This window comes from Cupriavidus alkaliphilus (assembly GCF_014191175.1).
In the GTDB taxonomy this organism is placed as follows: domain Bacteria; phylum Pseudomonadota; class Gammaproteobacteria; order Burkholderiales; family Burkholderiaceae; genus Cupriavidus; species Cupriavidus alkaliphilus.
The window spans coordinates 28,296-44,525 of record NZ_JACHWE010000004.1 but is presented as its reverse complement, the minus strand read 5'-3'; the positions used below and the strand labels follow the sequence as shown (position 1 = coordinate 44,525).

Sequence of the window (16,230 nt, the reverse complement as noted above, 5' to 3'; positions counted from 1 at the left end):
TCTCCGTTGGTTACCGCTCAAAACTCCTGCAGCGCCTGGCGGCACCGGCCTGCGGCGCCAAGCAGCGCATTGTAGCGGCAGGCTACAATGCCCTTATCAATGCGCAATCTCCCATCCTTCGCCAGCGCGCGCCGGAGCACTCAATACATGTCGGACCTGATGCCGGACCTGATGCCGGACTCCACGTTGCAAGCCACCGCGGGCGGCGGCCTGACCACATCGCCGGGCGCCGGCTCGCGCACCGCGCGCCGTGCCGGCACCCTGGCCCGCTGGTGGCAGGCGCCGCGACGCCATGTGCGCGCACTGGCCGCCGGCGCGCTGCTGGCAGCGGCGGCGGGCGCCAGCTACGCGGCGCCCCCGGTCGGCGCCGGTTCGCTGCCCATGCTGCAACTGGCCGCGGCGGACACCCCGGCGCCCAAGCCCGCGCGTCCGGCACTGCCGTCGCTGGAGCTGACCGACGATATCGTCTATATGGTGCTGGCCGCCGAGATTTCCATCCAGCGCGGCCTGGTCGGCCCGGCCTACCGCACCTACCTGGAACTGGCGCGCCAGACCCGCGACCCGCGCTTCGCCCAGCGTGCCACCGAGATCGCCTTCAACGCGCGCATCCCGCAGCAGGCGCTTGACGCGGCACGCCTGTGGAAGGAAATCACCCCGACCTCGCCGGCGGCCGGCCAGGTGCTGTCGACGCTGCTGGTGCTAAACGGCCGCTGGGACGACGCCCGCCCGCTGCTGCAGCAGCAACTGGCTGCGGTGCCGGCCAGCCAGCGCGGCGATGCCATCCTGCAGCTGCAGCAGCAGCTGTCGCGTACCAGCGATCCGGCCGGCGCCGCCACGCTGCTGCAGGACCTGACCCGCAACGAAATCAAGCTGCCGGAGACCCAGTTGGCACTGGCGCGCGCGCGCGAAGTCGCCGGCGACGAGCCGGGCGCACTGGCCGCGCTCGACCAGGCCTTGCGGTTGCGGCCGGGCTATGAAGCGGCCGCGCTGATGTCGGCCGAACTGCGCGCCGAGAAGCAGCCCGACGAAGCCGTGGCAGTGCTCAAGCGCTTCCTGGAAAAGTCGCCCGAATCGGTCAACGGCCATATCACGCTGGCGCGGCTGTACCTGCTGAAGAACGACATGCCGGCGGCCCGGCAGGAATTCGAGACCCTGCGCAGGGTGGCGCCCGCCGACCCGCGCGTGCCGCTGGCGCTGGGCCTGACCAGCCTGCAGGCCAAGAACTACGGCGAGGCCGAGCAGTACCTGCAGGAATACCTGCAGCTGGTCGAGAAACAGCCAAGCGCCAATCCCGATATCGCCTACCAATACCTGGCGCAGATCGCCGAGGAGCGCAAGGATTACGCGAGCGCGATCCGCTGGCTCGATCGCATCGAGGACATCCGCCTGGCGCCGGCGGCCACCGCCAAGCGCGCCCAGCTGCTGGCGCGCATGGGCAAGCTCGACGACGCCCAGGCGCTGTTCGGCGAGATGCTCAGCGACGCCGAGGACATCTCCGATCCCACCCAGCGCTCGCAGCGCGTGACCGCCATCCGCCAGGCCGAAGTGGCCACGCTGATGGAAACCAAGGCCTACGACCGCGCCCGCAAGGTGCTGAACGACCGCATCGCGGCGGAGCCCGACAACGCCGACTGGATCTACGAGCTGGCCATGCTCGACGAGCGCCAGAAGCGCTACGCCAGCATGGAAACCGGCCTGCGCCGCGTGATTGCGCTGCAGCCGCAGCAGAAGCAGGGCTACAACGCCCTCGGCTATTCGCTGGCGGACCGCAACGAGCGCCTGCCCGAGGCGCTCAAGCTGCTGGAGCGTGCCTCCGAGCTGGGTCCGGACGATCCGTACATCATGGACAGCCTGGCCTGGGTCAAATTCCGCATGGGCGACCTGCAGCCCGCGGCCGCGCTGCTGCGCAACGCCTATGCCAAGGCCCCCGAGGCTGAAATCGGCGCGCACCTCGGCGAGGTGCTATGGCAGCTCGGCGAACACGACGAGGCCCGCAAGACCTGGACCGAGGCCGTGCGCATCGATCCCGAGAACGAGACCCTGATCGACACGCTGCGCCGCTACAAGGTCAACGTGCAGCCGTCCAAGTAAGCCCGTGCGCCGCGGCCGGCTCGCCCGGTCCGCGGCGCCGGATTCCCGTCAGCCCGGCGGCCGCCGCGCCGCCGTCCTCACGACCATGCCCATGAACCGATCCCGACGCCTGGCGCTGCTTTGGCTTGGCGCGCCCCTGCTGCTGCAGGCGTGCGCCAGCGTGGCGCCGTCGCGCAGCTTCGATGTCGACCAGGACGCCGCGAACCAGCAGTACACCGGCCGCTTTTCCGCCAATTACGTGCGCTACGGGCGCGACGAGGGCGTGCAGGGCAGCTTCCGCTGGGAGGAGCAGGGCCGCAACGTGCGGCTCGACCTGGTCTCGCCGCTCGGCCAGACCCTGGCCGTGGTCACCGCCACGCCGTCGGGCGCCACGCTCGACCTGCCCAACCAGCCGCCGCGCAACGCGCCCGAGGTCGACACGTTGATGGAGGAGGCGCTCGGCTTTGCGCTGCCGGTGGCCGGCATGCGCGACTGGCTGCACGGGCGCCCCACCCAGGGCACGCCGGCGCGCGCCACGCGCGACGAGCAGGGCCGGCTGGCGACGCTGGCGCAGAACGGCTGGACCGTGCGCTACGTCGCCTGGCAGGAGACGCCCGCCAGCGGGACTGCCGCCACCCAGGTGCCGCGCCGAATCGACCTGGCGCGCGACGCCGGCAGCAATCCGCTGTCGGTGCGGCTGGTCATCGATCCCCAGACGCCATGACGGGCGCCATCACCGCGCCATCACGCAACATGCCACGCAGCCATCCCCTGCCCCCGCCCGAACTGCGTGACTGCCCCGCGCCGGCCAAGCTCAATCTGTTCCTGCACGTAACCGGCCGCCGCGCCGACGGCTACCACACGCTGGAGACCGTGTTCCAGCTGGTCGACTGGTGCGATACGCTGCATTTCCGCCGCCGCGACGACGGCGTGGTCACGCGCGTCACTGACGTGCCCGGCGTGCCGGCCGAGACCGACCTGGTGGTGCGGGCCGCGCGCGCGCTTCAGGCCGCCTCCGGGACCAGCTTCGGCGCCGACATCGCCCTCGACAAGGTGCTGCCGATGGGTGGCGGCATCGGCGGCGGCTCTTCCGACGCCGCCACCACGCTGCTGGCGCTGAACCACCTGTGGGGCCTGGGGCTGACGCGCGCCGAGCTGATGCGGATCGGGCTGACGCTGGGCGCCGACGTGCCGGTGTTCGTGCTCGGGCAGAACGCCTTTGCGCAGGGCATCGGCGAGGAACTCACGCCGGTCGAACTGCCCGACAGCTGGTTCGTGATCATCCACCCGAAACAGCATGTGCCCACCGCTGAAATTTTTTCGGACGAGTGCTTGACAAGGGATACGCCCGTCTCCATAATTGCGGTCTTCGCTGCTCGCACAAACAAATTCGATTTCGGTCGCAACGACCTGGAACCGATAGCAACAGCGAAGTTCGGCGAAGTCGCCCGAGCCCTGGCATGGCTGAAGCAACACAATCAGCATGCCCGGATGACCGGTTCCGGAGCCTGCGTGTTTGCGCGTTTTCCTGACGCAAAAACAGCGCAGCAGGTTTTGGAAAGGTTGCCGCCCGAATGGGATGGCAGGTGTGTGAGAAGTCTGGCACATCACCCGCTCGCGACGTTCGCATAGCAAGTTATCGTTCGGCGCGGTACGGCAGTCTGGTACCACGAAGAACGGCCCGGTTGTGTAGGGGAGTCGCCAAGTTGGTCAAGGCACCGGATTTTGATTCCGGCATTCGAAGGTTCGAATCCTTCTTCCCCTGCCATTACTTCCTATAGTGTCCTAACGGAACACGATATCTCCAAGTCACCGGCTGCGCCGGTGACACCAAGCTCCCCCAGCAGCAAGACAGGTGCCCCGAATGAGCAGCGAAGGCTTGATGGTATTTACCGGCAACGCCAACCCCAAACTCGCGGAGGCTGTCGTACAGCACCTCGGCATTCCGCTGGGCAAGGCTCAGGTTGGCCGTTTCTCCGACGGTGAAGTCCAGGTCGAAATCCAGGAAAACGTTCGCGGCAAGCACGTCATCGTGCTGCAGTCCACCTGCGCGCCGACCAACGACAACCTGATGGAACTGATGGTGATGGTCGATGCGCTCAAGCGCGCCTCGGCGCGCAGCATCACCGCCGCCATGCCCTACTTCGGCTATGCCCGCCAGGACCGCCGCCCGCGTTCGGCGCGCGTGGCGATCTCGGCCAAGGTGGTGGCCAACATGCTGGAAGTCGCCGGCGTCGAGCGCGTGCTGACGATGGACCTGCACGCCGACCAGATCCAGGGCTTCTTCGATATCCCGGTCGACAACATCTACGCTTCGCCGGTACTGCTGGGCGACCTGCGCGAGAAGAACTACGGCGACCTGCTGGTGGTCTCGCCGGACGTCGGCGGCGTGGTCCGTGCCCGCGCGCTGGCCAAGGAACTGAACTGCGACCTGGCCATCATCGACAAGCGCCGTCCCAAGGCCAACGTGGCCGAGGTGATGAACATCATCGGTGAAGTCGAAGGCCGCAACTGCGTCATCATGGACGACATGATCGACACCGGCGGCACGCTGTGCAAGGCCGCCCAGGTGCTGAAGGAGCGCGGTGCGCTGAAGGTCTTCGCCTACTGCACGCACCCCGTGCTGTCGGGTGGCGCGGCGGCCCGCATCGCGGATTCGGCGCTGGACGAAGTGGTGGTGTGCGACACCATCCCGCTGTCCGAAGAAGCCGCCAAGTGCACCAAGATCCGTCAGCTCTCGACCGCCCCGCTGCTGGCCGAGACCTTCACCCGCATTATCAAGGGCGACTCGATCATGTCGCTGTTCGCGGGTTCCTGATAGAATCTAAGGCTTTACTGCGTTGAGCGCCGCCTGTCTTACGGCAATGCGGCGCCCGGCGTGACTGGATCGGCGCATATATTTGCCTTTGCGCCGCAACGAGGCTGTCTGGTCGCGGACAGCCTTCTTACTTTTGGAGTCATCATGAAAGTTGTCGCTTTCGAGCGTAGCGTACAGGGAACGGGTGCGAGCCGCCGCCTGCGCAATTCGGGCAAGACCCCCGGCATCATCTACGGCGGCACCGCCGAGCCGAAGATGATCGAACTGGATCACAACGCCCTGTGGCACGCCCTGAAGAAGGAAGCGTTCCACTCGTCGATCCTCGACCTGGAAGTCGCTGGCAAGTCGGAAAAGGCGCTGCTGCGCGCATTCCAGATGCACCCGTTCAAGCCGCTGGTGCTGCACGTCGATTTCCAGCGTGTGTCGGCCAACGACAAGATCCACGTCAAGGTGCCCCTGCACTTCATGAACCAGGAAACCGCTCCTGGCGTGAAGCTGGGCCACGGCCTGGTCAACCACATCGTCAACGACCTGGAAGTGTCGTGCCTGCCGGCCGACCTGCCCGAGTTCATCGAAGTCGATGTCGGCGCCATGGAACTGGGCCAGACCCTGCACCTGTCCGACCTGAAGCTGCCGAAGGGCGTGACCGTGATCACCCACGGTGACGACAACCCGGCCATCGCCAGCATCTCGCAACCGGCTGGCGCCGTGTCGGAAGCTGCCGAAGGCGGCGAAGCCGCTGGCGAAACCCCGGCTGCCTAAGCTGTCGCAGCGGTGGCGGCCCGCGGGCCGCGCCACGAAGAAACCGCCGCTCTTGCGGCGGTTTTTTTTCGCCCGGCAGCGGACTGCCGGTTTTTCGGTATCCTTGGCGCCTGTGGCGCGGTCCCGCGCGCCAACGACACAGTCATACGCATGATCAAGCTTATCGTCGGCCTCGGCAATCCCGGTGCGGAGTACGAGGCCACCCGACACAACGCCGGCTTCTGGCTGGTGGACCAGCTGGCCCGCATGGGCGGCGCCACGCTGCGCGTGGAGGGCCGCTTCCATGGACTGGCCGCGCGCGCGCGGCTCTGGGACCAGGAGATCTGGCTGCTCAAGCCGTCGACCTTCATGAACCGCTCCGGCCTGGCGGTGGTGTCGCTGGCGCGCTTCTACAAGATCCTGCCCGGCGAGATCGTGGTCGTGCATGACGAGATGGACCTGCCGGCGGGCGCCGCCAAGCTCAAGCGCGGCGGCGGCGCGGGCGGCCACAACGGCCTGAAGGACATTTCGGCCCACCTGACCACGCAGGACTACTGGCGCCTGCGCCTGGGCGTGGGCCATCCGCGCAATGCGCCCGGCGGTGCCGGCGCGGGCCGCGAGGACGTGGTCAATTTCGTGCTCAAGCCACCGCGGCGCGAGGAGCAGGAAGCCATCGATGCGGCGATCGACCGCTGCATCGAGCCGCTCGGCCTGCTGGCGCGCGGCGATACCGAGCGCGCCATGGCGCAGCTGCATACCGCGCGCTGAGCGCCGCACGCCAGCCAGCATATTTCTGCGACAGCAGCATGAAAACGGGCCGCATCCGCGGCCCGTCGTCGTTTGGCCGCACCGGTCTGCAGTTGCAGACATAGTGTCATCAAAGTGCCATGGGCACCACCTAAATTGCGGGGTTTCCAATCGCGTCGGTATCGCATGGTTGCCGATGCGCATGACATCCCACAGGAGGAAAGCCCATGTCGTACCTGACCGACGAAGCGCGCGCCGCAAGCCGCGCCGCCAAGCCCGACGTTGACGTGCCCGGCCAGATGCTCGAGGACATCGTCGCCGCCAACCCGGCCCGCCGCCGGGTGCTGCGCGGCGGCCTGGGCCTGTCGCTGGTGTCGGCATTCGGCAGCGGCCTGCTGGCCGCCTGCGGCGGCGATGACGATCCCGCTCCGGCTCCGGCGCCCGCACCGGCTCCTGCCCCGGCACCCGCTCCGGCCCCGGCGCCGGCCACGCCGAGCTACGAGGTCACCTTCGAGCCGATTGCCAAGTCCACCGCCGATACCGTGGTGGTGCCCAGCGGCTACAGCGTCGACGTGCTGTTCTCCGCCGGCGACCCGGTCGAAGCCGGTGCCACCGGCTATGCCGGCGCCTTCCAGTCGTCGGCCGAGACCGAGCGCCAGGCAGGCGGCAACCACGACGGCATGCACTACTTCGCGCTGCCCGGCGTCGATCCGCAGAAGGGCGGCCTGCTGGCGATCAACCACGAGCTGCCGGACTACAAAATCCTGTTCCCGACCGCCTACGACGCCGCCACCGCGAGCCCGGAGCAAAAGCGCATCGCCCTGTCGGCGGTGGGCATCTCGGTGATCGAAGTGGAACTGGCCGCCAGCGGCAAGTGGCAGGTCAAGCGCGACTCGATCTACAACAAGCGCTACACCGGCAACACGCTGTACCGCGTCGGCGGCCCGGCCGCACCGGTGGTCGGCGCAACCGTGGTCGGCATGCTCAACAACTGCTCGAGCGGCCACACCCCGTGGGGCACCTACCTGACCTGCGAGGAAAGCACCGACAACTACATCGACCCGAGCCAGGCCGACAACGGCTACGGCTGGGTGGTGGAGATCGACCCGTACGGCACCCTGGGCGCGCCGGCCAAGCGCACCGCGATGGGCCGCTTCGACCACGAGAACGTCGCCTACATCACCGATGCCAACAACAACGTGGCCTTCTACATGGGCGACGACGGCACCCCGGGCTGCATCTACAAGTTCGTTCCGAGCAAGGCATTCGATCTGAACAACCGCGCCGCCAACGCCAACCTGCTGGACACCGGCACGCTGTACGTGGCGAAATTCAACGCCGACGGCAGCGGCCAGTGGATCGAACTGTCGCAGGGCAAGAACGGCCTGACCGTCGGTGCCTCGGACCCGGGCAACTGGACCCAGTCGGCGGTGTCGCCGGCACCGACCACGGTCGACTTCGCCACCCAGGCCGACGTGCTGATCAACACCAAGTCGGCCGCGCGCGTGGCCGGCGGCACGCTGATGGACCGCCCCGAGTGGATCACCGCGGCACTGGACAACACGCTCTACTGCACGCTGACCAACAACAGCGGCCGCCAGCAGACCGACGCCGCCAACCCGCGCAAGAACAACCTGCACGGCCATATCGTCAAGTGGAATGAAGCCGGCAATTCGCCGCTGGCGACGACCTTCACCTGGAGCATCCTGCTGCAGGCCGGCGACCCGTCGCTGGCCACGGACAACCTGAAGGGCAACATCAACGGCGATACGTTCTCGAGCCCGGACGGCCTGCGCGTCGATCCCAAGGGCCGCCTGTGGGTGCAGACCGATTCGAGCACCAGCGCCACCTACACCGGCACCTTCGGCAACAACAGCATGTACTACATCTCGCCGACGGGCCAGTCCAAGCGTTTCCTGGCGGGCCCGACCGGTTGCGAGATCACCGGCATCGCCTACACGCCGGACCTGACCACCTGCTTCATCAACATCCAGCACCCGACCGGCACGTGGCCGGACCCGACCAAGCCGGCGCGCTCGTCCACCATCGTGGTGCGCCGTGCCGACGGCAAGCCGATCGGTGCCTGACCAGTGCAGTAGGCAGTAACCGTAGTAATTGGGGAAAGGTTAAGCCCCCGTCACCTTGCGGTGCCGGGGGCTTTTTTTGCGCGGCGCAAGCCGGATAAGCGCGAGCGAACCAGGCGCGGGTGAGCGAAGCGTGGCCGGTGTCAGGCCGCGTGCCGGGCCGCGGTCAGCAGCCGGTACCGCTGCATCAGGACCTCATGGGTCTCGGCGCGGTTCGGGTCCTTGGGGATGCATGCAACCGGGCAGACCTGCTGGCATTGCGGCTCGTCGAAGTGGCCGACGCACTCGGTGCACTTGTTGGGGTCGATTTCATAGATCTCGGGCCCCATCGAAATGGCTTCGTTCGGGCACTCGGGTTCACAAACGTCGCAGTTGATGCAGTCGTCGGTGATCATCAGCGCCATGGTGTTTCCTTCCTGCGGACACGCCCGCGCCCGACTGGCCGCGGTCTGACGTGTCTGAAACCGTATTTTATTCCTGTTTGGCGATTTTCTCTTGCAGCCAGCGTTCCACCGACGGGAACACGAACTTGCTGACGTCGCCGCCCAGCACCGCGATCTCGCGCACGAAGGTGCCGGAGATGAACTGGTACTGGTCCGACGGGGTCAGGAACATGGTCTCGACGTCGGGCAGCAGGTAGCGGTTCATGCCCGCCATCTGGAACTCGTACTCGAAATCGGACACCGCGCGCAGGCCGCGCACGATCACGCGCGCATTGTTCTTGCGCACGAAGTCCTTGAGCAGCCCGGAAAAGCCCTCGACCCGCACGTTGGGATAGTGCCCGAGCACTTCGCGGGCAATGCTGATGCGCTCTTCGAGCGAAAAGAACGGGCGCTTGTTGGGGCTCTGCGCCACGCCGACCACCAGTTCGTCGAAGATGTTCGACGCACGGCGGACCAGATCCTCGTGTCCCCGGGTCATTGGATCGAAGGTGCCGGGATAGACCGCGCTGACCATACTTCCTCCTTGATCTGCCCGCTGCCGGCCGTGGAGGGGCCGCCTCTTGCACCGGCCGGGCCGGCGTGGGTGCTGCGTCGCGAGCGTTGTGACAGCGGCGTAGTGTAACCCTAAATGCCCCGCTTGGAAGTCGCCGCGGGCACCGTTTTGCGGCGGTGCAGCTAAGAATCGGTTCGGCAATCAGGAAGGGGCCCTTCCCCGTTCCGGAACCGCCGGGCCACCGGCCTGGCGGATCAGCTCGCGCCGTTGCCCGGCACGCGGTGCTGCAGCAGGTGGAAATGCACCGCCCCGGCGCGCGCGTGCCGCACGATTTCGAGCGCGGCCGGCACCGGAGCATCGGCGCCGGTCAGCGGGTGGTCGGTCTCGACATAGACCGCCCCGCCCGGGCGCGACAGCCGCGCCGCGTGCGCCAGCGACGGCCCTATCCAGTCCTCGGCGAACGGCGGATCGAGGAACACCACGTCGAAGCTGGCGTCCGGCAACTGCGCGGCAATGGCGAAGGCGTCGCCTTGCAGCACGCGCACCTGCCCGGCATCGAGCCGGGTCACGTTGTCGCGCAATTGCCTGGCCACGCGCGCATTGGACTCGACCAGCGTCACCGCAGCCGCGCCGCGCGAGGCAGCCTCGAAGCCGAGCGCGCCGGAGCCGGCGAACAGGTCCAGGCATTCCACCCCGGACAGGTCTTGGCCCAGCCAGTTGAAGAGGGTCTCGCGCACGCGGTCGGGGGTCGGGCGCAGGCCCTGGGCGTCAGGCACCGGCAGCAGCGTGCGCTTCCAGCGTCCGCCGATGATGCGGACCTGCGCGGGTGCCTGGCGCGGCACGGGAGAGACGGGAGATCGCCCGCGAGGCGCGGGCGAGGGCAATCGGGAACGCGAATTCATGCCGTGATTGTAGAGCCTGCGGCAGGCTCCGCCGCAGGCGATGCCGCCGTCACCGCCGGCATCACTGCCGCGAAGCCGTGGGCGCGGTGCCCACCGGCCCGCCGACGATCACCGTGGCCATGTTGTCCGGGTGCACATGACGCTGGAACGCCGCCCTGACCTGCTCGCGCGTGACCTTGCCGATCTGCGCGGTCCAGGTATCGAGGTAATCGAGCGGCAGCCCGTACCAGCCGATGTTCGCCACGTTGGTCAGCAGCTTGCGGTTGTTGTCGATGCGCAGCGGGAAACCGTTGACCAGGTTGTCCTTGGCCGCGCGCAGTTCCTTCTCGCTCGGGCCTTCGGCGACAAAGCGCGCCAGCACCTGGCGCACCAGCGCCAGCGCCTCGTCGGTCTGGGCCTTCTTGGTCTGCAGGCTGATGCCGAACGGCCCCGGCTGCTTGGACGGCGCGAAGTAGCTGTCCACGCCGTAGGTCAGGCCGCGCTTCTCGCGCACTTCGTCGGTCAGGCGCGAGCTGAAGCCGCCGCCGCCCAGCACGTAGTTGCCCACCAGCAGCGCGAAATAGTCGGGGTCGCCGCGCGCGATCGCCGGCTGGCCCAGCGCCACGCTGGACTGCTGCGCCGGGTGCGGCAGGCGCTGCTCGCTGGGCGCGATCTTCAGCCGCACCTGCGGCAGCGTGGGGGCGGCACGGCCGGGCGGCAGCCCGCGCGTCAGCTGCTCGGCGATGGCCTCGGCCTGCTTGCGGTCGACCGCGCCGATCAGCGTCACCACCGCGCGCTGCGCGCCGTAGTTGTCGCGCCAGAAGCCGACGATGTCGTCGCGCGTGATCGACGCCACGCTGTCCGGGGTCGCGGCAATGCCGTAGGGATGATCGGGATACATGGCCCGGGCCAGCGCCTTGTCGGCAATCACGCCGGGCTTGGTATCGGCCTCGCGGATGGCGGTGATCAGGCGCTGCTTTTCGCGCCCGACCACGGCATCGGGGTAGGTCGGTGCCTTGATCAGCTGCGCCGCCAGCGCGACCGACTGGTCCAGCTCCGGCTGCGCGGTCAGGGTACGCAGCCCGATGCCGCCGCGGTCGCCGCCGGCCGCGCCGCCAAAGGCGGCGCCGGTATCGGCAAAGGCATCGGCGATCTTCGCCTCGTCGCGCGCCGGCTGGCCGTCCTGCGCGGCGGCGCCCTTGTCCAGCAGGGCCGCGGTCAGCGTGGCCAGTCCGGCCTTGCCCTGCGGGTCATAGCGGCTGCCGGCGTCGAAGTCGATATTGATGTCGAGCATCGGGATCGACGGGCTGTGCACGAAGAACACGCGGGCGCCGGTGGACGCGGTCCAGTGTTCGATCGGGATCGCTGCCTGCGCCAGCTGCGCGGCCAGCAGCACCACGGCGCCCAACGCGGCGCCGGCCAGTTTGCGCAGCGGGCGCCGCGCGGAAGTGACGGACTGGGTCATCGCCTTGTTCTCAGTGGCGCAGGCCCGACGGGGCCTGCGACTTGGGCTTGTTCGGATCGATCGGCTGCGGCACCAGGGTGGCCACGGTCAGGTTGTCGTCGTTGAAATACTTCGCGGCGACGGCCTGCACCTGCGCCGGCGTGACGGCCTTGATCTTGTCGAGCATGCGGTCGATCTGGCGCCAGGAGATCTCCGAGATCTCGGCCACGCCGATTTCCATGCCCTGCCCGAATACCGAATCGCGCTTGTAGATCTGGCCGGCCACCACCTGCGCCTTGACGCGCTTGAGCTCTTCCGGCGACACGCCTTCGCGCGCGATGCGCTGGATCTCCGCGCGCAGCGCGCGCTCGATCTCGTCGGTGTTGTGGCCCGCCGCCGGCGTGCCGTCGAGCACGAACAGCGACTCGCCGCGGTTGATGCTGTCGTAGCCGACATTGACATCGTCGGCCAGGCGCTGCTCGCGCACCAGTTCGCGGGTCAGGCGCGCGTTGTCGTAGCCATTGAGAACGGCCGCCAGCACCTCGAGCGCATAGGGGTCGACGTCTTTCTCGACGTCGCGCAGGCGCGGCACCTTGTAGGCCATCACCATGTACTGGTTCTCGGCGGGCGCCTTGACCCAGATGCGCTTGATGCCCTTCTGCGCCGGCTCTTCCTGGTCCTTGCGCGCCGGCAGCGCGCGTGGCTTGAGCTTGCCGTAGTAGCGCTCGGCCAGCGCGCGCACTTCGTCGGGCCTGACGTCGCCGGTGACGATCACCGTGGCGTTGTTGGGCACATACCAGTGGCGATACCAGTCCTTGACGTCGTCGACGCGCATGTTGACGAGGTCGTCCATCCAGCCGATCACCGGGTGGCGGTAGGCGGCGGCGGTGTAGACCGTGGCCAGCAGCTGCTCGTACACCGTGCCGCGCGCGGAGTCGTCGGTGCGCAGGCGGCGTTCTTCCATCACCACCTTCATCTCGCGCTCGAACTCGTCCTTGGTGATGACCAGATTGGCCATGCGGTCGGCTTCCAGCTCCATCATCTTCGGCAGGTACTGCTTGCCGATCTGCTGGTAGTACATGGTGAAGTCGCGGTTGGTCATGGCGTTCTCGCGCCCGCCCAGGGCCGCCACCTGCTTCGAGAATTCGCCCACGCCGACCTTGGGCGTGCCCTTGAACATCATGTGTTCCAGCATGTGGGCCACGCCGGTAGTGCCGCTGACCTCATCGATGCCGCCGACGCGGTACCAGACCTGGTGTGCCACGGTCGGGGCGCGGTGGTCTTCCTTGACGATCAGCCGCAGTCCGTTGGACAGGCGGTATTCGGTCGTGCCGTGGGCGGTGGCGCCGGCAGGGGCGGTCTGCGCACCCGGCATCGGCGAGGCCACCACGCCCTGCGCGGCCACGGGCAGGGACCAGGGCAGCGCGGCCAGCAGCAGCGCGGAAATGGCACGCCGCGCCAGCCGCGCCGCGCGGGCGGGAAGAATCCGGAAATGCGGTGCGTGGCGTTGGATGCGCGTTTGGGCGGCGGCGTGACTGCCTGGTGCGCCCGTTGCGGTCATGACAGCGCAATGGTTCATGCGACCCCGTCTGTTAAAATTTTGCCGATCGACTCGCGTGGGCAACGCTGCGCGCGAATCTGCCATGTAGTAAACACATGTAGCGAACTATACGCAATCGCCGGCCGGGACCACAACGGTTTCTCCCCGGTCCTCGCGAAGCCTGCGTAACCCATTGATTAATCACCGGTTGCCTGCGGCAGTGGCTGCCGCCAGGGTTTCGGCCCCGGTATTGACCCCGTTCCCCAATGTTTAGTTTCTGGAAGAAGCGCAAGGCCGAGCCGACGCCCGTCGAGGCGCCAGTGGAGGCCCCCGTCGAGGCGCCCGTGGCAGCCCCGGCCCCCGCGCCGGAGGTGCCCGCGCCCGCCCCGGCACCGTCCCCGACGCCAACGCCAACGCCAACGCCAACGCCCACGCCAGCCCCCGCGCCCGTGCCGGTTCCTGTGCCCGTCCCCGTGCCGGCGCAAGTGCCCCCGCCCGCGCCCGCGCCGGTGGCCGCCGAGGCGCTGGAGCTGGTGCCGCCGCCCGCGCCCAGCGCCGAAGCCCGGCAGGGCTGGATGCAGCGCCTGCGCACCGGCCTGTCCAAGACCAGCCGCAACCTCGGCACGCTGTTCGTCGGCGTCAAGGTCGACGAGGACCTGTTCGAGGAACTGGAGACCGCGCTGCTGATGGCCGACGCCGGCGTCGAGGCCACCGAATACCTGCTCGGCGAGCTGCGCAAGCGCGTCAGGTCCGAGCGCATCGAAACCGCCGAGGGCGTCAAGGCAGCGCTGCGCGAGCTGCTGACGCAGCTGCTGCGCCCGCTCGAAAAGACCATGGCGCTGGGCCGCGAGCAGCCGCTGGTGATGATGATTGCGGGCGTCAACGGCGCCGGCAAGACCACCAGCATCGGCAAGCTGTGCAAGCACTTCCAGCGCTATGACCAGAAGGTGCTGCTGGCCGCTGGCGACACCTTCCGCGCCGCCGCGCGCGAGCAGCTCGCGATCTGGGGCGAACGCAACAACGTCACCGTGGTGGCGCAGGAAAGCGGCGACCCCGCGGCGGTGATCTTCGACGCCGTCAACGCCGCCAAGGCGCGCGGCATCGACATCGTCATGGCCGACACCGCCGGACGCCTGCCGACGCAGCTGCACCTGATGGAAGAGCTGAAGAAGGTCAAGCGCGTGATCAGCAAGGCCATGCCCAGCGCGCCGCACGAGGTGCTGCTGGTGATCGACGCCAATACCGGCCAGAACGCCCTGCAGCAAACCCGCGCCTTCGACGACGCGCTCGGGCTCACCGGCCTGATCGTGACCAAGCTCGACGGCACCGCCAAGGGCGGCATCCTGGCGGCGATCGCGCGCCAGCGCCCGGTGCCGGTCTACTTCATCGGCGTGGGCGAGAAGGTGGAAGACCTGCAGCCGTTCAAGGCCGAGGAGTTCGCCGAGGCGCTGCTGGGGTAAGTCCCGCCGTCCTCCAAGACAAAACGCCCCGGCCGTGCCGGGGCGTTTGTGCTTTGCCGGTGCGAAAAACTATTCCGCGTCGGGCTGCGACTTCGGCTCCGCCTTCTGGAACGCCGGCAGCGCCATGCACGCTTCATAGATCTTCGCGATCGCCGGATGGCGCGCCACGTCGATATTGAAGCGCTGCGCGTTGAACACCTGCGGCACCAGGCACACATCGGCCAGCGTGGGCGTGTCGCCAAGGCAGAAACGCCCGGCCTTGCCGCTGCGCTCCAGATTGGCTTGCAGCGAGGCAAAGCCAAGCTCGATCCAGTGGCGGTACCAGGCGTCCTTGACCTCGTCGGTCACGCCCACCGTGTGCTTCAGGTACTTCAGCACGCGCAGGTTGTTCAGCGGATGGATCTCGCAGGCGATTTCCTGCGCCAGGCCGCGCACATAGGCGCGGTCCAGCGCCGTGCCGGGCAGCAGCTTCGGCTCGGGGTGGACCTCGTCCAGGTACTCGACGATAGCCAGCGATTGCTGCAGCACGTGCTCGCCATCGACCAGCGCCGGCACCAGGCCGTCGGGGTTCACCGCGCGGAACTCGGGCTTGAGTTGCTGGCCGCCTTCCTTGAGCAGGTGCACCGGCACGTAGTCATAGGACAGGCCCTTCAGTTCCAGCGCGATACGCACGCGGAACGAGGCCGAACTGCGGAAATAGCTGTAAAGCTTGAGCATCGGTTCAGACTACCTTGATGGTGAGATCGCCCACGCCGCCGACGTGGCACTGCATGACATCGCCCCTGACCACGGGTCCCACGCCCTCGGGCGTGCCGCTGAAGATCAGGTCGCCGGGCTGCAGTTCGAACAGCTTCGACAAGTACGACACCATCTCCGGCACCGACCAGATCAGGTCCGAGAGATCGCCGCGCTGCTTTTCCACGCCGTTGACCGACAGCGTGACCTCGCCCTTCTCCGGATGGCCGATGGCCGAAACCGGCACGATCGGGCCGATCGGCGCAGAGCGGTCGAAGGCCTTGCCGGTCTCCCACGGGCGGCCGGTCTTCTTCGATTCGTTCTGCAGGTCGCGGCGTGTCATGTCCAGGCCCACGGCATAGCCGAACACATGGCCGGCGGCCTGCTCGACCGGGATGTCGCGGCCGCCCTTGCCGATCGCTACAACCAGTTCCACTTCATAGTGGCAATTGCTGGTGCCCGGCGGGTACGGGAAGGCGCCCTCGGTGCCGTCGGCGACGTAGCTGACCGCATCGGACGGCTTGCAGAAGAAGAACGGCGGCTCGCGGTCGGGGTCCGAACCCATTTCCCGGGCATGGGCGGCGTAGTTGCGGCCGACGCAGTACACGCGCCGGACCGGAAAGCTGGCGTGGCTGCCGCGCACAGGCACGCCGACGGGCGCGGGCGGGGCGAACACGAATTCGGTCATGCATCTCTCCAGATAGTTCTGATCGGTGCTGCGCCGGGACCCGGTGCCGGGCGCAGCAGGGCCACAGGATACACCGCGGGCCGGGG

Annotated in this window: 15 protein-coding genes and 1 tRNA gene; 9 read left to right on the top strand and 7 right to left on the bottom strand. The window is 68.0% G+C overall.

Annotated elements, in window-relative coordinates; genetic code table 11:
* Positions 1–147: 147 nt before the first annotated feature.
* From FHX60_RS15085 to FHX60_RS15050, 8 genes are all read left to right on the top strand, one after another.
* Positions 148–2,091 (top strand): tetratricopeptide repeat protein, encoded by a 1,944-nt coding sequence (locus FHX60_RS15085; protein ID WP_183283827.1) that lies wholly within the window; start codon positions 148–150, stop codon positions 2,089–2,091.
* 91 nt (positions 2,092–2,182) lie between these two features.
* On the top strand, positions 2,183–2,794 hold the full coding sequence (lolB, locus tag FHX60_RS15080; RefSeq protein WP_092307523.1) for a lipoprotein insertase outer membrane protein LolB: 612 nt from the start codon (positions 2,183–2,185) through the stop codon (positions 2,792–2,794).
* A 29-nt stretch (positions 2,795–2,823) separates the two neighbouring features.
* Positions 2,824–3,702, top strand: a complete 879-nt coding sequence (ispE, locus tag FHX60_RS15075; protein ID WP_183284043.1) for a 4-(cytidine 5'-diphospho)-2-C-methyl-D-erythritol kinase — start codon at positions 2,824–2,826, stop codon at positions 3,700–3,702.
* Between the two features lie 59 nt (positions 3,703–3,761).
* Positions 3,762–3,838: transfer RNA gene (locus FHX60_RS15070), tRNA-Gln, on the top strand.
* 96 nt (positions 3,839–3,934) lie between these two features.
* Positions 3,935–4,888 carry a ribose-phosphate pyrophosphokinase gene (locus tag FHX60_RS15065; protein ID WP_018008696.1) on the top strand — a complete coding sequence of 318 codons (954 nt, stop codon included), beginning with the start codon at positions 3,935–3,937 and terminating at the stop codon, positions 4,886–4,888.
* Positions 4,889–5,032: 144 nt separating this feature from the next.
* Positions 5,033–5,650 (top strand): 50S ribosomal protein L25/general stress protein Ctc, encoded by a 618-nt coding sequence (locus FHX60_RS15060; protein WP_112773833.1) that lies wholly within the window; start codon positions 5,033–5,035, stop codon positions 5,648–5,650.
* Between the two features lie 150 nt (positions 5,651–5,800).
* Positions 5,801–6,397, top strand: coding sequence for an aminoacyl-tRNA hydrolase (gene pth, locus FHX60_RS15055; RefSeq protein ID WP_092307521.1), 597 nt, complete (start codon positions 5,801–5,803; stop codon positions 6,395–6,397).
* 206 nt (positions 6,398–6,603) lie between these two features.
* Positions 6,604–8,463: a PhoX family protein gene (locus FHX60_RS15050; RefSeq protein ID WP_112773835.1), complete on the top strand. Its 1,860-nt coding sequence runs from the start codon at positions 6,604–6,606 to the stop codon at positions 8,461–8,463.
* A 140-nt stretch (positions 8,464–8,603) separates the two neighbouring features.
* Here the strand turns inward: FHX60_RS15050 and FHX60_RS15045 are convergent, their stop codons facing one another.
* The 5 genes from FHX60_RS15045 to FHX60_RS15025 all read right to left on the bottom strand — a co-directional run bounded on the left by FHX60_RS15045 (position 8,604) and on the right by FHX60_RS15025 (position 13,300).
* Positions 8,604–8,864, bottom strand: a complete 261-nt coding sequence (locus FHX60_RS15045; protein ID WP_112773836.1) for a YfhL family 4Fe-4S dicluster ferredoxin — start codon at positions 8,862–8,864, stop codon at positions 8,604–8,606.
* A gap of 67 nt (positions 8,865–8,931) precedes the next feature.
* On the bottom strand, positions 8,932–9,417 hold the full coding sequence (gene coaD, locus FHX60_RS15040; protein WP_183283826.1) for a pantetheine-phosphate adenylyltransferase: 486 nt from the start codon (positions 9,415–9,417) through the stop codon (positions 8,932–8,934).
* A 233-nt stretch (positions 9,418–9,650) separates the two neighbouring features.
* Positions 9,651–10,298: a 16S rRNA (guanine(966)-N(2))-methyltransferase RsmD gene (rsmD, locus tag FHX60_RS15035; protein WP_181486949.1), complete on the bottom strand. Its 648-nt coding sequence runs from the start codon at positions 10,296–10,298 to the stop codon at positions 9,651–9,653.
* Between the two features lie 61 nt (positions 10,299–10,359).
* Positions 10,360–11,742, bottom strand: coding sequence for a M16 family metallopeptidase (locus FHX60_RS15030; protein ID WP_183283825.1), 1,383 nt, complete (start codon positions 11,740–11,742; stop codon positions 10,360–10,362).
* A 10-nt stretch (positions 11,743–11,752) separates the two neighbouring features.
* Entirely contained in the window at positions 11,753–13,300 is a 1,548-nt protein-coding gene (locus FHX60_RS15025) for a M16 family metallopeptidase (protein WP_183283824.1), read from the bottom strand.
* 227 nt (positions 13,301–13,527) lie between these two features.
* Here FHX60_RS15025 and ftsY point away from each other — a divergent pair, with 227 nt between their 5' ends.
* Positions 13,528–14,721 carry a signal recognition particle-docking protein FtsY gene (gene ftsY / locus FHX60_RS15020; RefSeq protein WP_183283823.1) on the top strand — a complete coding sequence of 398 codons (1,194 nt, stop codon included), beginning with the start codon at positions 13,528–13,530 and terminating at the stop codon, positions 14,719–14,721.
* A 69-nt stretch (positions 14,722–14,790) separates the two neighbouring features.
* Here the strand turns inward: ftsY and maiA are convergent, their stop codons facing one another.
* Together maiA and FHX60_RS15010 are read right to left on the bottom strand one after the other, a co-directional pair.
* Positions 14,791–15,438 (bottom strand): maleylacetoacetate isomerase, encoded by a 648-nt coding sequence (maiA, locus tag FHX60_RS15015; protein WP_092307507.1) that lies wholly within the window; start codon positions 15,436–15,438, stop codon positions 14,791–14,793.
* Positions 15,439–15,442: 4 nt separating this feature from the next.
* Entirely contained in the window at positions 15,443–16,144 is a 702-nt protein-coding gene (locus tag FHX60_RS15010; RefSeq protein ID WP_092307505.1) for a fumarylacetoacetate hydrolase family protein, read from the bottom strand.
* Between the last annotated feature and the right edge of the window lie 86 nt (positions 16,145–16,230).

Coding starts and splice junctions, on each gene's coding strand:
- FHX60_RS15085 (WP_183283827.1), top strand. CDS start 148: ATGTCGGACCTGATGCCGGACCTGATGCCGGACTCCACGTTGCAAGCC.
- lolB (WP_092307523.1), top strand. CDS start 2,183: ATGAACCGATCCCGACGCCTGGCGCTGCTTTGGCTTGGCGCGCCCCTG.
- ispE (WP_183284043.1), top strand. CDS start 2,824: ATGCCACGCAGCCATCCCCTGCCCCCGCCCGAACTGCGTGACTGCCCC.
- FHX60_RS15065 (WP_018008696.1), top strand. CDS start 3,935: ATGAGCAGCGAAGGCTTGATGGTATTTACCGGCAACGCCAACCCCAAA.
- FHX60_RS15060 (WP_112773833.1), top strand. CDS start 5,033: ATGAAAGTTGTCGCTTTCGAGCGTAGCGTACAGGGAACGGGTGCGAGC.
- pth (WP_092307521.1), top strand. CDS start 5,801: ATGATCAAGCTTATCGTCGGCCTCGGCAATCCCGGTGCGGAGTACGAG.
- FHX60_RS15050 (WP_112773835.1), top strand. CDS start 6,604: ATGTCGTACCTGACCGACGAAGCGCGCGCCGCAAGCCGCGCCGCCAAG.
- FHX60_RS15045 (WP_112773836.1), bottom strand. CDS start 8,864: ATGGCGCTGATGATCACCGACGACTGCATCAACTGCGACGTTTGTGAA.
- coaD (WP_183283826.1), bottom strand. CDS start 9,417: ATGGTCAGCGCGGTCTATCCCGGCACCTTCGATCCAATGACCCGGGGA.
- rsmD (WP_181486949.1), bottom strand. CDS start 10,298: ATGAATTCGCGTTCCCGATTGCCCTCGCCCGCGCCTCGCGGGCGATCT.
- FHX60_RS15030 (WP_183283825.1), bottom strand. CDS start 11,742: ATGACCCAGTCCGTCACTTCCGCGCGGCGCCCGCTGCGCAAACTGGCC.
- FHX60_RS15025 (WP_183283824.1), bottom strand. CDS start 13,300: ATGAACCATTGCGCTGTCATGACCGCAACGGGCGCACCAGGCAGTCAC.
- ftsY (WP_183283823.1), top strand. CDS start 13,528: ATGTTTAGTTTCTGGAAGAAGCGCAAGGCCGAGCCGACGCCCGTCGAG.
- maiA (WP_092307507.1), bottom strand. CDS start 15,438: ATGCTCAAGCTTTACAGCTATTTCCGCAGTTCGGCCTCGTTCCGCGTG.
- FHX60_RS15010 (WP_092307505.1), bottom strand. CDS start 16,144: ATGACCGAATTCGTGTTCGCCCCGCCCGCGCCCGTCGGCGTGCCTGTG.